Genomic DNA, 13,219 nt, shown 5'->3' with positions numbered 1-13,219 from the left:
CGCTGGACCAGCACCCTCCGCTGGACCAGCGCCCTCCGCTTCGCCGGCGCCCGCGCCCGCGCCGATGTTCCTGGCGCAGCTGCTCGACCCCGTCGGCCAGGCCACCCCGCAGGGCCTCAACAACCTCGGCCAGGCGGCGTGGACGACGACGGATGCCAACCAGCAGTTCGCGCGCTTCTTCGATGGCACCAAGGTGCAGCAGGTGATGGGCAACCGGCCGGCGCGCGCGACCGCGCTGAACGACGCTGGCCACGTGACGGGCCAGCTGCTCTCGGACAGCCTGTCGCTCGTGTACAGCTGGAGCCCCGATGCTCCTGACGCGCTGGTCGTGATTGACATCGGCCCGGGCTTCTTCACCGTCGCCAACGCGATCAACCGCAAGGGCCAGGTCACCGGGATGGTCACGCGGCGCAACATCCCGACCGCCTACCGATGGACGCCGCCGAGCCCGACCGCCGAGGGCCTGGACCCGCTCAGCGGCGCGGGCACGCTGCCTTCGGTGGCCAATGGCGAGTTCATCAACGACGACGGGTCGGTGGCGGGCGTGTCGTCGACACCCGGCGGGCAGGTGCATGCCACCTTGTGGGTGCCGGGCCAGCCACCGCGCGATCTCGGCTCGCTCGGTGCCGGCAACGTCACGGTGGACGGCTTCAACGAAGCCAGCCAGGTCGTCGGCCAGTCGGACCTGGGCCCCGGCGTGCACCACGCCTATCGGTGGAGCGCTGCCGAAGGGATGGTGGACCTGGGCACGCTTGGCGGGACGAACTCCTCCGCGAGTGCGATCAACGCGAGCGGCATGGTGGTCGGAACGTCGGACACCACCGATCCGGGCAGCACGCGCGCCTTCGTGTGGAGCGGCGGGGCCATGAAGTCGCTGGGCACGCTGGGCGGCGGCTGGTCGGCCGCGACGCGGATCAATGCATCCGGCCAGGTGGGCGGCACGTCGGCCGATGCCAACGGCATGGCGCACGCGTTCCTGTGGACCGCCGACACTGGCATGGTCGACCTCAACACGCGCATTCCCACCGAGACGGACCGGGTGCTGCAATCGGTGGTGGCGCTGGCCGACGACGGCTCGATGCTCGTGAGCTCGAGCGACGGCCTGCTGCTGCTGCGGCCGAAGGCGCCGTGAAGGCGCTTGCCGCTACAGCGCCCGCGAGATCACTTCCTTCATGATCTCGCTGGTGCCGCCGTAGATGCGCTGCACGCGCGCGTCGGCATACATGCGGGCCACGCGCGTCTCCTGCATGTAGCCGGCGCCGCCCCACAGCTGCAGCAGGTCGTCGAGCACGCGGCATTGCGTCTCGGACCCCCACAACTTGGCCATCGAGGCCGTCGCCGTGTCCAGCGTGCCCGCGAGCAGCTGGTCGACGCAGCGGTCGATGAACGCGCGGCCGGCGGCGATCTGCGTCGCGACCTCGGCCAGCTTGAAGCGCGTGTTCTGCAACGCGGCCAGCGGCTGGCCGAAGGCCTGGCGCTCGCGCACCCACGCCAGCGTGTCCTCGTACGCGCCCTCCATCGCGGCCTGCGCGACCACGCCGATGATCAGCCGCTCGTACGGCAGGTCGGACATCAGCTGGTAGAAGCCCTGGCCCTCGCGGCCGCCGAGCAGGTGGCCGGCCGGCACGCGCACGCCATCGAAGAACAGCTCCGAGGTGTCCTGCGCATGCATGCCCAGCTTGTCCAGGATGCGGCCGACCTGGAAGCCGGCGCAGTCCTGCGTCTCGACCACCAGGATCGACATGCCCTTGGCGCCCTGCCCCGCATCGGTCTTGCACACCACGAGCACCAGCCCGGCGAGGAATCCGTTCGTGATGTACGTCTTGCTGCCATGCAGGACATAGTGGTCGCCGTCCCGCTCGGCGCGCGTGCGGATGCCCTGCAGGTCGGAGCCGGCGCCCGGCTCGGTCATCGCGATGGCGCCGACCAGTTCGCCACGCGCCATGCGCGGCAGCCAGCGCTGCTTCTGGTCTTCGGTGCCGTGGTTCAGGAGGTAGTGGGCGACGATGGCATGCACCGAGGCGCTCATGCCCGAGAGCCCGCGGCGTGCCATCTCCTCGTCGAGCACAGCCTGGTGGCGGAAGTCGCCGCCACCGCCGCCATACGCCTGCGGGATGTCGGCGCAGAGGAAGCCCAGTGCGCCTGCGCGTTGCCACAGTGCATGGCCCACGTGGCCACGCTTGCGCGCCTCGGCGTCGCCCGGCTCCATCTCGTGCGCGACGAAACGGGACACGCTGTCGCGCCAGGCGTCGAGGTCGGCGTCGCTCCATGAGCGCTGGAACTGCAAGGGCATGCGCCCGATTGTTGCGGCGCTGCGGGTCGCCCCGGCTGCAGGGAATCCCGTACGATCCGCGCGCTCGACAACAACCCGGAGGAGCCCCCATGTCCAAGCTGCTGCGCGCGCTGCTCGCCAGTGCCTGCCTGTCCGCCACCGCTGTCATGCCCGTCGCCACGCAGGCCGCCGCGCCGCAAGCCAGGGTGCAGGCGCCCGGCTGGTACCGCACCATGGTGGGCGACATCGAGGTCACCGTGCTGTCCGACGGCACGATGAAGCTGCCGGTCACGCAACTGCTCAAGGGCGATGCCACGCGCATCGGCGACTCGCTGCGGCGCAACTTCCAGGGCGAGCAGGTGGAGACCTCGGTCAACGCCTACCTGCTCAACACCGGCAGCAAGCTGGTGCTGGTGGACACCGGCTCCGGCGTGTTCTTCGGCCCCGGCGGCGGCGGCCTGGCGAAGAACCTGCGCGCGGCCGGCTACAGGCCCGAGCAGGTCGACGAGATCTACATCACGCACATGCACGGCGACCACATCGGCGGCCTGGTGCAAGGCGGCAAGCGCGCGTTCCCCAATGCCACGCTGCGCATCGACAAGCGCGACACGGACTTCTGGCTCAGCGAGACTATCATGGCGTCGGCGCCGGACGACGCGAAGCAGTTCTTCAAGGCGGCGATGGCCGCCGTCAATCCGTACAGGAAGGCCGGGAAGCTCAAGACGTTCGAGGGCGGCACGCCGCTGGTGCCGGGCGTGGCCGCGGTGCCCGCCTACGGCCACACGCCGGGCCACACCATCTACACGGTCGAGAGCAAGGGCCAGAAGCTGGTGCTGTGGGGCGACCTGATGCACGTGGCCGCGGTGCAGTTCGAGGACCCCAGCGTCACCATCGCGTTCGACATCGACAACGCCGCCGCCGCGCAGGCGCGCCAGGCCGCCTACGCCGATGCGGCCAAGAACGGCCTCCTGGTCGGCGCCGCGCACCTGCCGTTCCCGGGCCTCGGCCACCTGCGCGCGGCCGACAAGGGCTACGTGTTCGTGCCGCTTGACTACTCGGCGCTCAAGTAGTTCGCCACGAACGCCGGCCCCTCGATGCGATTGCCGGGGCCGATGCCGCGCTCGGCGAACCAGCCGCGGCGCATCTCGAGGATGTGCCGCACCGGCTGCGGGCAGGCATGCGAGTCCAGCGAATGCGGCTCCATGTCGCCGATGTGCACGATGGTGCCGTCCTCCTCGAGGAACGCGATCGACAGCGGCAGCGGCGTGTCCTTCATCCAGAAGCTCTGCACCGCGCAGTCGTCGCAGATGAACAGCATCCCTTCGTTCGGCCCGAGCTCCGTGCAATGCATCAGGCCCCGGGCCCGCTGTGCGCGGGTCCGTGCCACATGGGCGTCGATCGCGTGTTCGCCGGCGTGCAGTCGCATCCTCACCTGGTTCATGGCGGTGGAGTGTGCCGACGCTCGCGCGCGCACCGTGACCGCCCGCGCCCACGACCCATGTAGGCGCGCATCCCGGCTGAGTTGCAGCGGACGGCATACTGGCCAACCACCCACAAGAACAAGCCGCGCAATGCCCGAACCCGCCCTGCCCGCCAAGCTCGCGCGCTTCCGGCACGCGAAGCCAGATGCGAAGTTCGATCTCTCGCGCATCGACCCGGGCGACAAGCCCTGCTCCGGCGGCAAGAAGGCCGGCGATCGCGAGGCCGTCGATGCGCTGGCACTCGAGCTCGACGGCCTGCAGAACAAGTTCTGGGCCGACCGCCGCTACAAGATGCTGGTCGTTCTGCAGGGCGTGGACACCAGCGGCAAGGACGGCACGCTGCGCCACGTGTTCAACCGCATGAGCCCGCTGGGCGTGCGCACCGCGGCGTGGAAGGCGCCGTCGGAGAACGAGCGCGCGCACGACTTCCTGTGGCGCATCCACGCCGCGGTGCCCGCCGCCGGCGAGGTCGTGGTCTTCAACCGCAGCCACTACGAGGACGTGCTGGTTCCGCTGGTGAACGGGCAGATCGATCCCGAGGCGGCGCAGCGCCGCTATGCGCAGATCAACGACTTCGAGCGCATGCTGTGCGAGAGCGGCACGGTCGTCGTGAAGTTCATGCTCCACATCTCGCGCGGCGAACAGCGCAAGCGGCTGCAGGAACGCCTGGACGACCCGGAGAAGTACTGGAAGTTCGACCCCGCCGACCTGAAGGCGCGCGACCAATGGGACGACTACCAGCACGCGTACGACCATGCGATCCGTGCCACCGGAACGCCCTGGGCGCCCTGGACGATCGTGCCTGCGGATTCCAAGACCCACCGCAACCTGATGATCGCCACCGTGCTGCGCTCGGTGCTCAAGGGACTGGACCTGCGGTTCCCGCCGCTGCCGCCGGAACTCAAGGGCGTGAAGGTTCCGTGACCCGTCGTCCTGCACTGCGCGCGGGCTCGCCGCACTGCGCAGTCACTTCGGGCGTGGCCGCTGCAGGTGCGCATCGGCGGGCTTGAGCCGCCCGGCGCGCCGCTCGCGCACGCCGTGCAGCACGGCGCGCGCGACGTTGCGCACCTCCTCCTGCACGCACTCGTCCTTGTCCAGCGTGTCGTGGCTGGTGGCGTACGGCTCGTAGTAGCCGATGTAGCGATCGAGCCGGGCCTGCATGCCGGCCTCGATCAGCCCCATCCAGTCGAGCCAGTCGCACAGGCTGCGTCGCACGCCCTCGATGCCGGCGACGTCGCCGTGCACCACCACGCCGTAGACGCGACCGGCCAGGTGCTTGGGATAGTCCCAGCCCTTGAGCTCCAGCGCCTTGGCTTCGTCGGCCTTCTTGCCGTGCGTGCTGGTCGGGTCCGGGTTGCCGCCGTCGGCGCACACCATGCGGTCCATCATCAGCTTCAGCGGACTCGCCACCTGGTACCAGTAGGTCGGCGTGACGAGCACCACGCCGTGCGCGCTGACCCACTGCTCGTAGATCTCGTTCATCCAGTCGTTGGTCTGCCGCGTGCTGTGGTTCGGGTAGCAGCTGCACGGCCAGTGGCACAGCGGCATCGCGGTCGATGCGCAGCCCTTGCACGGATGGATGCGGCGGTCGTAGTCGGAGATCAGGCGGCTCAGGTCCAGCACGTCGACCTCGCAGCCTTGGCCCTCGCGCTCGATCACCTCCTTCGCAAGCTGCACCAGGCGGAAGGTCTTCGACATCTCGCCCGGGCAGCTGCCGTCGTTGCGCGACGAGCAGCACACCAGCAGGATCCGCGACGGCGTGTCGGGCTGCTCCTGGCGCTTCTGCGCGGCGAGCAGGCGGTCGCGCGCCTCGCGCCACTCCACCGACAGGTCGTACCCGGGATCAGCGAAGCCGGGGCCGGCCTTGCGCGTGACGGGCGCCTTGCGGCCCTGCTGGTAGGCGTCCCACGCGATTTGCTCCAGGCGCGTGATCGCCGCGTCCTCGGACCCGGAACGCGGGGTCGTAGTACGGCTCCATGAAGCGGCGGCGGAATTCGTCACGGGGCAGCATGGGTCCGGCCTGGCCCGTGCGGACAGTGGGTGTGGTGGTCATCGCGGGCCAGTCTAGGAACAAACATGGGGCACATGCGCCGGCATCGCGCAGGAACCCCACGGCTGAACCGCGGCCGAACGCATCCTTGAAGGGCCCACTGCGGCACGACTGCACGAAAGGCGCGGGCAAATGCGGCTCGGTCGCCCGGTTGCGGCATCCCGTTACCGCTGTTGCAGGGAGCGCATTGATCACCGACTGCAGCCGGGGCGAACCTCAGCCATTCCGTTGGAGGGAGAACACGGAATGCCGAACAGACCGATCCAGCCGGTGCCGGCGAAGGGCACGCGATCGCAGCAAGGCTTGCTGGGCGCGCTGCTGCGCGGACTGTCGCGATCGCGATCCGCCGCACCGCCGCCCTTGGCGCCGCCCGGACAGCGCAGCGGCACCGGCAGCGACAGCCTGGAGCCCTACCTCGCGAACCAGCGCGACTCGCGCCCCGCCCCGCTCGAATAGCCTGGCCGGCGTCGCTAGGCGAACAGCTGCTGGTGCGCCCGCCGCAGGTCGCGCTTGAGCAGCTTGCCGCTCGGGTTCTTGGGCAGCGTCGTCGCGAGCACCACCGCCTTGGGGCGCTTGAAGGTGGCGAGGTGCTGCTCGCAATGGGCCAGCACGTCCTGCTCACTGCAGGCCTGCCCGGCCTTGGGCACCACCACCGCCACCACCGCTTCGACCCAGCGCGGATGCGGCACGCCGATCACGGCGACCTCCGATACCGACGGCAGGCGGTAGATCGCTTCCTCGACCTCGCGGCTGGCCACGTTCTCGCCGCCGGTCTTGATCATGTCCTTCTTGCGGTCGACGACGGTGATGAAGCCTTCGTCGTCGATGGTCGCGAGATCGCCCGAGTGGAACCAGCCGCCATCGAACGCGGCGCGGGTGCGCTCGTCGTCGTGGAAGTAGCCCAGCATCAGGTGCGGCGAGCGGTGCACGATCTCGCCGACCTGGCCCGGCGCCACGTCGTTCATCGCGTCGTCGACCACGCGCGTCTCCACGTTCAGGCAGGGCTTGCCGCACGAGCCGGGCTTGCGCAGTTGGTCCTCGGGGCCCAGAAGCGTGGCCAGCGGCGCGATCTCGGTCTGGCCATACAGGTTCCAGAACCCCACCTGGGGCAGCCGGCGCGCCATCTCGCGCAACACCTCCACCGGCATGATCGACGCGCCGTAGTAGCCCTTGCGCAGCGCCGAGAGATCCGTGCCGTCGAACTGCGGCGACCGCAGCAGCGAGATCCACACCGTCGGCGGCGCGAAGAACGACGTGATGTGATGCCGCTGCAGCAGCGGCAGCAGGTTGTCGGGCGTGGGCCTGGCCGTGACGATGCTGGTGGCGCCCACGTAGACGCTGGGGCCGAGGAACACGTCGAGCTGCGCGCAGTGGTACAGCGGCAGCGCATGCAGCACGACGTCGCTGCCGGCGATGGCGGCGTCGATGGCGCAGCTGGCGTACTGCCAGATCACCGCATCGTGCGTGAGCATGGCGCCCTTGGGGCTGGATTCGGTGCCGCTGGTGTAGACGATCTGCGCCAGGTCGCCCGATTGCACCGGGGATGGCGGCGGCGTTCCCTCCGTGCGCGCGAGATCGTCGAAGGACACCATGCCGGCGACCGGCTGCGTCGCTTCCTCGGACGGCAGCCAGACGAACTGGCGCACCGCGGTATCGAGCTTCGCGGCGGCCTGCGCCAGCGCGGCGAGCCCCAGTCGGTGGCGAGCATCTGCGCCTGTGCATGGCGCAGGATGTACGCCACCTCGGGCGCCTGCAGCATGAAGTTGATCGGCACCAGAACCGCGCCCAGCCGTGCCAGCGCGAAGCGCAGCGCCGCGAAGCCATGCGAGTTGCGCGCGAGCACGGCCACGCGGCTGCCATGCTCCACGCCCAGCCGCGAGAGCCCCGCAGCCACGCGGTCGACCACCACATCGAACTCGGCAAAGGTCCAGTGCACGTCGCCGCACACCAGTCCCGGCTTGCCGGGCAGGCGTCGCGCGGTGCGGTGCAGGACGTCGGACAGGGTCTGGCGGCGGACGGCGGGATCCATGGCGCTCTCCTCGGTGCATTGCAGTATCGGATCGGCCCGGCCTGCGGATGGCGGGGAGAAACACCGAGGGGCGATGCGGCGAGGCGACAGCGCGCGGGACGGATCGCCGCAAGCCCATCCGCGTGTGCGATGCTTGCCCGCGCAGGATGCGTCGCGTCCTGGGGAGCGTGATGCAGATGGCAAGCAGACGATGGGCGCTGGCCCTGGTGCTGGCGGCGGCAGCCGGCACGGCCTCGGCCCAGCACATGTACCGGTGCGGCTCGGTCTACCAGGACCACCCGTGCGAGAACCAGGAGGCGCAGAAGCGCTTCGAGCACGGGCACTTCGAGATGGACCGCGCGCATCCCGACACCGATCGCGAATGCACCCGCGCGGTGTCGGAGCTGATACCGCTCTGGAAGCGCCTGCACGCGGGCGAGCCGCTGGCGAAACTGCAGAACCAGATTGAGGCCCGTCCCTTCGACGGCCGGAACAAGGGCGACCTGCGGTCGATGTTCGTTGCGCTGCAGGAGTCCGACACCACGGGCCCGCAGGCACGCGCGAACCTGGAGGTCCAGTGCATGGCCTACAAGCGCGGCAAGACCGCAGCGAAGAGCCCGGCGCACTAGCGCCTGTTCCCCTCCAGCGAAGGTTTCCCGCTCAGGCGGCCAGGCGGTCGCAGGCCTGGGCGCAGCGTCGGCAGGCCTCGGCGCATTGCTGGCAATGGTCCATCGGATGGCGGCCGCATTCGCTGGCGCAGGCATTGCAGGCGAGCGCGCAGAACTTGCACATCTCGCCGACCAGTTCGCTGCTGCCGGCCATCAGGGCCACCGCCGTGGCGCAGACCTGCGCGCAATCCATGTCGAGCGCGATGCAGCGGGCCATCGCCTTGACGTCGGGCTCCTGCAGGCACGAGGCCGCGCAGTGCTGGCAGGCGACCACGCAGGCGTTGCACGCCGCGATGCAGTCGAGGTAGCGGGTGAGGGAATCCCTGGCCATGTCGATCTCCGTCGAAAACCGACTCTAGGCAGCGGCGCCCCTCGCGCGCCGCGTCGCTCACAGACGCGGACGGTTGATGCCGATGGTCACCGCACCGCCGGGGTTGCCTTGCAATCCGGCGCCGTGCACTTGCTGGCCTTGGCCGTGCTGGCCTTCTTCGCCGAAGGCGTGGCCTTCCTGGTCGTGCTGGACACGGCCTTGTTGCTGGCCACCGGCTTCACGCCGCGCTGCACCGCCTTGGGCTTCGGCGCAGCGGACTTGCCCTTGGCCTTCGGTGCAGCCCTGGAGGCGGCCCCCTCGCCCGGCCGGGCCACGACCACGGTCCAGTAGTGGCCCAGTTCGCTGCCGGGCGCATTGGCGCAGCCCGCGCCGACGTCGGTGTACTGCGCACTGGTGAGCACCAGGCATTGCTGCTGGTGCGAGAGCCAGGTCTGCGCCACGGTGTCGGAGGTGTAGTCGCCGCCCGCTGCGCCCTCCTGCGCCACGGCGGCCCGGTAGCCTTCCTGCCGCAGCCGCTGTTCGGTGCCGCGCGGGTCGGTCGCGCCGAACGTGCCGCGCTGGGCCATCTCGGTGGCGCGTCGCGTCGCCACCGCGGCCAGCGCCGGTTGCCACACCAGCGGCTTCGTCGCGACCTGCCTGGCATCGCCACACACCGTGCCGGACGCGCGCGCCTGGTTCACCCGCTGCAGCAGCGACTGCCGCAGGCTCGCCGCGTTGCAGCCGACGATGGGGACCTCGTCGGCCGGCGGCCCGGACAAGGTGGCGGTGGAGGAGGACGGGTCCTCGGGCGTGGAGGATGGCGGCCCCGACGCGCAGCCCGCCAACATGGCCACCGCCAGCGCCATCCGGAGATGGGCGCCGGCCGCGGTGATGGTCTTCTTGCGACTCATGCATTGCTCCCTTCGCCCTGGAGCATGAGCCGCCCGATGTCTGGGAAGCATTCCCAGCACCCGACGTTACGCGTCGGACGAGGCGCTACCGCGGTGGCCCGTTCAGGCTACCAGCGCCGGCGTGACCTCGCGGATGCGTTCCTCCTGGTAGTAGCCGCCTAACAATTTTGATGACCGTCCCAGTGACGTTCTCGGCGTTGCCTAGTCAGTGTGCAAAGGATGTGCATACAACTTGGCGAGACGACTTGGCAGGGTTACTCCACGTCCTTGTAGCGGTGCGGCCAGTGCTTGAGCCGGTAGAGCATTGTGTGCCTGCTTGCGCCCAACGCAGCAGCGGCAGCTTCGATTCCCTCGTAGCGGACGCCATCAATGGGGCGGCGCTTGGCCTTGGCTTTGATCTTGGCCTTGTGCTCTTCAGACAACCTGCGGCCAGTTAGGGCTTCGCTTAGCTTTTCGCGCGTGCTCTGCGTTGGCACTTGCTCACGCAGGTTCTCAAGGTTGGTCTTGATGTCGATGTTGCCCACTGCATACGGGCCAACGTCTGGTCCGCGTCGGGCCATGCAGTACTGATGCGACGCTGGTCCGCGTTCGGCGAGCCTTTCGCTGCTGAGCCAGCACCACATCCACTCTGCGAACGAGTGCCGGGCGTTCTCTACGTCGGGCACTTTGACACCAAGCAGGGCGCTGACCTGTACCGACATGCGGTGTCGCTGAAGCTTGAAGGCTTGGTCGCGAAACGCCTCGGCTCCAAATACATCCCAGGCGAGCGTTCGGCGGACTGGATCAAGTGCAAGGTGCCGGGCGCTGTGCCGCCCGAGCGCTTCAAGCGCTAGTCGTTCCCAAATTGCAGCCGATGTTTCTGCAGTCTTCTTGTCACCCGTTTTGGTCGTGCGGGCGAACAGATGCCCGTTGACCATCTTCTTCCAGTGATAGATGCCGTTGCGCAGTTGCAGGGTCATTGCCGGTCGAGAAAGCTCCAGTTGTCAGGCTTGCGATTCGAACATCTGGTCCGACGAGGTCAACCTATTGTTTGCTGCTGCTTTTTTCAGCAACGCTATTTGTTTGGCGGTGCTGGGACGGCCAGCGCCGCGTTGGCAACGCAGGTGCTTGCCGAGCCCTGCTTTTGGAGCCCAAGCGCGTCAGAGCGTCACCAAGTGCGTTGGAGCAGCGTTGCAGCAAGCGCGCAAACGCGGAGGGGCTGCAAGCGCAGCCCCCCAAAACGGCAAACAGGCCGTCCTCGCCGATGCGCCGCTCGTATTCCAACGTCAACCCGAACGTCGACCACCCGCGCTGGACGCAGGCGACCGGAGAGTAGGGCGCCGTGTTCAACGCCACATGGGTAGCACCCGTCTGCACGTTTGTCCATCCGCATCATCGGTAGATCGGGAACGATGGTGCCTCAACAAGAATACCCCGCCTATTTTGCTGAGGATTCAATGACGCCGCTTCAAAGATCGACTTGGGGATACCTCCGCTGCTTATTTTGTATCACAGCAGTATTGTTCGCTGTTGTCGGGTGCGAAACGCCAGAGCAGGCAAAATTTTACGAAGAGTCTGCAAACCGACTCAACGACGACTACTTGCCGAAGGCGAGAGCTGGTGACAAGCAAGCGCAGTTCGACGCCTGTTGGGAGTTCTATCTGCGAGCGAGGAAAGTGGCGGCAGTGGAAACTAATCTCAATCCAGCGTCTCACTGGTGCGCGGAAGCCGCAAGGTCCGGGTACGCGTCAGCCGCGTACCTTATGGGCGAGATCCTGTATTTGGATAAGTATCACCGGTGTGATTGCAGAGTCGGACTAGGGGGACATGAGGCACGGGAACGCGTGGCGCTCCAGTGGTACGAGCTGGCGGAACGGCTCGGAGACAAGGATGCCCCTGGGCGAATTGCGGAAGTTAAAGAGGACTTGCGCAAAGACGCGGAGCCGTCATCGTCCGGCAAGATCGTGGCGGGAGTGATCGGAGCTGCCGTCATGAGCAAAGCTCCAAACCTCTCGGCTGCTGAGCGTGCTCGCATGACTAGTGGATTGGTGTCGGACATTGCGACGGATGGGGGCGGAAGGGGTATTACGTCGGCGGCAGACGACATTCGCTCCGCACGTGCTGCACAGTCGCAATCCACTTCAAGAGCTGGTGGCGCGACCAACATTGCGTCTTCCTCTTCAACGTCGGGCGAATCAAAGGGGCCTTACATCCGCGTCAAATCCTTTGAGCCAGACCCGTATGAGAGCCAGGGCTTCAAATGGCTGCCGTTTGAAGATTCTCACGACGCCATCTTTAAAAATCGAGCAGCAGCGTGTCAGTGGGTGAAAGGCGGGCTTCATGCCTACATGCAGAAGATGAGCGCGGTCAGCCGATTGGAAGAGGAGACGCCCTGCGTGTGTGCTGTAAACGCCGGCTATAACCGGGACGTGCACCAGTCGGACGCGAGGTGGGACACCGACCATCACACTTGCAAGGTGTACTACCGCACGACGCAGATCGGCGGTGGGAGCAAGAGCAAGTAGTTGGACTCGCTGAAGACAAAGGGGCCGTGCGATCCCTTTGTCTTTGCCGAGCTTTTTCTCGACCTTCTTGCGGCTGTTGCCGACTCCTTGACCTGCGCGCTTAACGTTGGCCACTTCGACGCGAAGCAAGGTGCTGACCTGTACCGGCATGGCCTATCACTGAAGCTCGAAGGCTTGGTCGCAAAGCGCCTCGGCTCCAAGTACGTGCCGGGGGAGCGCTCCGCGGACTGGATAAAGTGCAAGGTGCAGGGCGCTGTGCCGCCCGAACGCTTCAAGCGCTAGTCGTTGGTCGATTGAGCAACGTTGCCGCCTTTTCGGCAACAGCGCCGGTTTCAATGTGCGAGTAGCACATGGTGCTTTGCACGTCCTTGTGACCAAAGTATTGCTGCACTTCCAATAACGACAACCCACCCTTGATCAGTCTGCTGGCCGCCGTATGCCTCGCAGTATGTAAGGTGATGCGGCCTGCGTCTTGCGTGATGCCAATTCGCACCAGTGCGTGTTGCAGCCACTGCGCGTTGTTCCAACGGCGCTTAGTAGGGAAAACCCATTCGTCGGTTGCTTGCGCTTTGCGGCGCTTGAACATTTCATACAGCCGGTTGGTCATTACCAGCGTTCCGTCGTCGCCACATTTCTTGCGGTAGATCAAATCTTACGGGCGACCAGATCAACTTGGTTCCACGCCATTCCGCCTGCTTCGCTGTACCTGCAACCCAGATCGAGCAACGCCATCAGCAAGTCGCTGTTGCCCTGCCTAGCTTTGTCGAGTCGAGCATTCTTGCCGTGGTACTTGGCATTCGGGTCGATGGTTGCGAACAGCGCGTCTTCTTCTTCGTAGGATAGGTAGCGCAGCTTCGTCTTTTGCTCTGTCATCCGAGGCAGCTTCGGCGGAGCAACCCACCTTAGCTTCTCGCAGAAGTTGCAGACCGCGTTCCAGTAGTTGGTTGAGACGACAAGCGTGTTATGGCTTGTCCCTGCGTCCCGACGCTTGTTGATGACCGCTCAGTGTTCCCGA

14 protein-coding genes and 2 pseudogenes are annotated in these 13,219 nt (G+C 67.1%); 7 read left to right on the top strand and 9 right to left on the bottom strand.

What is annotated here, in order from left to right; all coding sequences use genetic code 11:
• The first annotated feature begins 64 nt into the window (after nt 1–64).
• Complete coding sequence (locus ACPWT1_RS06630; protein WP_427914585.1) at nt 65–1,132, top strand: hypothetical protein; 1,068 nt, start codon at nt 65–67, stop codon at nt 1,130–1,132.
• Between the two features lie 12 nt (nt 1,133–1,144).
• Here ACPWT1_RS06630 and ACPWT1_RS06625 read toward each other — a convergent pair whose 3' ends face one another.
• Nucleotides 1,145–2,293, bottom strand: coding sequence for an acyl-CoA dehydrogenase family protein (locus ACPWT1_RS06625; RefSeq protein WP_427914584.1), 1,149 nt, complete (start codon nt 2,291–2,293; stop codon nt 1,145–1,147).
• Between the two features lie 89 nt (nt 2,294–2,382).
• On the opposite strand from ACPWT1_RS06625, the gene ACPWT1_RS06620 reads away from it, so the two are divergent.
• Entirely contained in the window at nt 2,383–3,342 is a 960-nt protein-coding gene (locus ACPWT1_RS06620) for an MBL fold metallo-hydrolase (RefSeq protein WP_427914583.1), read from the top strand.
• Here ACPWT1_RS06620 and ACPWT1_RS06615 read toward each other — a convergent pair.
• The gene (locus tag ACPWT1_RS06615; protein WP_427914582.1) at nt 3,324–3,713 is read right to left on the bottom strand and encodes a DUF192 domain-containing protein; all 390 of its coding nucleotides are present in this window, start codon (nt 3,711–3,713) and stop codon (nt 3,324–3,326) included. The two genes, ACPWT1_RS06620 and ACPWT1_RS06615, sit on opposite strands and share 19 nt — an antisense overlap.
• 130 nt (nt 3,714–3,843) lie before the next feature.
• Here ACPWT1_RS06615 and ACPWT1_RS06610 point away from each other — a divergent pair, with 130 nt between their 5' ends.
• Entirely contained in the window at nt 3,844–4,677 is an 834-nt protein-coding gene (locus ACPWT1_RS06610; RefSeq protein ID WP_427914581.1) for a PPK2 family polyphosphate kinase, read from the top strand.
• Nucleotides 4,678–4,719: 42 nt separating this feature from the next.
• On the opposite strand, the pseudogene ACPWT1_RS06605 reads toward ACPWT1_RS06610, so the two are convergent.
• A pseudogene (locus ACPWT1_RS06605) lies at nt 4,720–5,806 on the bottom strand (flavodoxin family protein).
• Nucleotides 5,807–6,049: 243 nt separating this feature from the next.
• On the opposite strand from ACPWT1_RS06605, the gene ACPWT1_RS06600 reads away from it, so the two are divergent.
• Entirely contained in the window at nt 6,050–6,259 is a 210-nt protein-coding gene (locus ACPWT1_RS06600) for a hypothetical protein (protein WP_427914580.1), read from the top strand.
• 14 nt (nt 6,260–6,273) lie between these two features.
• Here the strand turns inward: ACPWT1_RS06600 and ACPWT1_RS06595 are convergent.
• A pseudogene (locus ACPWT1_RS06595) lies at nt 6,274–7,832 on the bottom strand (fatty acyl-CoA synthetase).
• 176 nt (nt 7,833–8,008) lie between these two features.
• Between ACPWT1_RS06595 and ACPWT1_RS06590 the strand changes: the two are divergent.
• A complete protein-coding gene (locus ACPWT1_RS06590; protein WP_427914579.1) occupies nt 8,009–8,440 on the top strand; it encodes a hypothetical protein in 432 nt (143 codons plus the stop codon).
• Between the two features lie 31 nt (nt 8,441–8,471).
• On the opposite strand, the gene ACPWT1_RS06585 is transcribed toward ACPWT1_RS06590, so the two are convergent.
• The 3 genes from ACPWT1_RS06585 to ACPWT1_RS06575 all read right to left on the bottom strand — a co-directional run bounded on the left by ACPWT1_RS06585 (nt 8,472) and on the right by ACPWT1_RS06575 (nt 10,659).
• Nucleotides 8,472–8,810 carry a four-helix bundle copper-binding protein gene (locus ACPWT1_RS06585; RefSeq protein ID WP_427914578.1) on the bottom strand — a complete coding sequence of 113 codons (339 nt, stop codon included), beginning with the start codon at nt 8,808–8,810 and terminating at the stop codon, nt 8,472–8,474.
• A gap of 86 nt (nt 8,811–8,896) precedes the next feature.
• A complete protein-coding gene (locus tag ACPWT1_RS06580; RefSeq protein WP_427914577.1) occupies nt 8,897–9,700 on the bottom strand; it encodes a CAP domain-containing protein in 804 nt (267 codons plus the stop codon).
• Nucleotides 9,701–9,954: 254 nt separating this feature from the next.
• Nucleotides 9,955–10,659: a hypothetical protein gene (locus ACPWT1_RS06575; RefSeq protein WP_427914576.1), complete on the bottom strand. Its 705-nt coding sequence runs from the start codon at nt 10,657–10,659 to the stop codon at nt 9,955–9,957.
• A gap of 399 nt (nt 10,660–11,058) precedes the next feature.
• Between ACPWT1_RS06575 and ACPWT1_RS06570 the strand changes: the two genes are divergently transcribed.
• Both ACPWT1_RS06570 and ACPWT1_RS06565 read left to right on the top strand, forming a co-directional pair.
• On the top strand, nt 11,059–12,204 hold the full coding sequence (locus ACPWT1_RS06570) for a hypothetical protein (RefSeq protein WP_427914575.1): 1,146 nt from the start codon (nt 11,059–11,061) through the stop codon (nt 12,202–12,204).
• Complete coding sequence (locus tag ACPWT1_RS06565) at nt 12,205–12,486, top strand: hypothetical protein (protein ID WP_427914574.1); 282 nt, start codon at nt 12,205–12,207, stop codon at nt 12,484–12,486.
• Here the strand turns inward: ACPWT1_RS06565 and ACPWT1_RS06560 are convergent.
• Both ACPWT1_RS06560 and ACPWT1_RS06555 read right to left on the bottom strand, forming a co-directional pair.
• The gene (locus ACPWT1_RS06560) at nt 12,476–12,853 is read right to left on the bottom strand and encodes a tyrosine-type recombinase/integrase (RefSeq protein WP_427914573.1); all 378 of its coding nucleotides are present in this window, start codon (nt 12,851–12,853) and stop codon (nt 12,476–12,478) included. The genes ACPWT1_RS06565 and ACPWT1_RS06560 overlap by 11 nt on opposite strands.
• Nucleotides 12,850–13,077: a hypothetical protein gene (locus ACPWT1_RS06555; protein WP_427914572.1), complete on the bottom strand. Its 228-nt coding sequence runs from the start codon at nt 13,075–13,077 to the stop codon at nt 12,850–12,852. The genes ACPWT1_RS06560 and ACPWT1_RS06555 overlap by 4 nt, the downstream gene beginning before the upstream one ends.
• Between the last annotated feature and the right edge of the window lie 142 nt (nt 13,078–13,219).

Origin of the sequence: Ramlibacter sp. MMS24-I3-19, from assembly GCF_050320135.1 — a bacterium.
Lineage (GTDB): Bacteria > Pseudomonadota > Gammaproteobacteria > Burkholderiales > Burkholderiaceae_C > Ramlibacter.
Note: the sequence above shows the minus strand (reverse complement) of the source record. Positions and strands in the feature narration are given on the sequence as shown.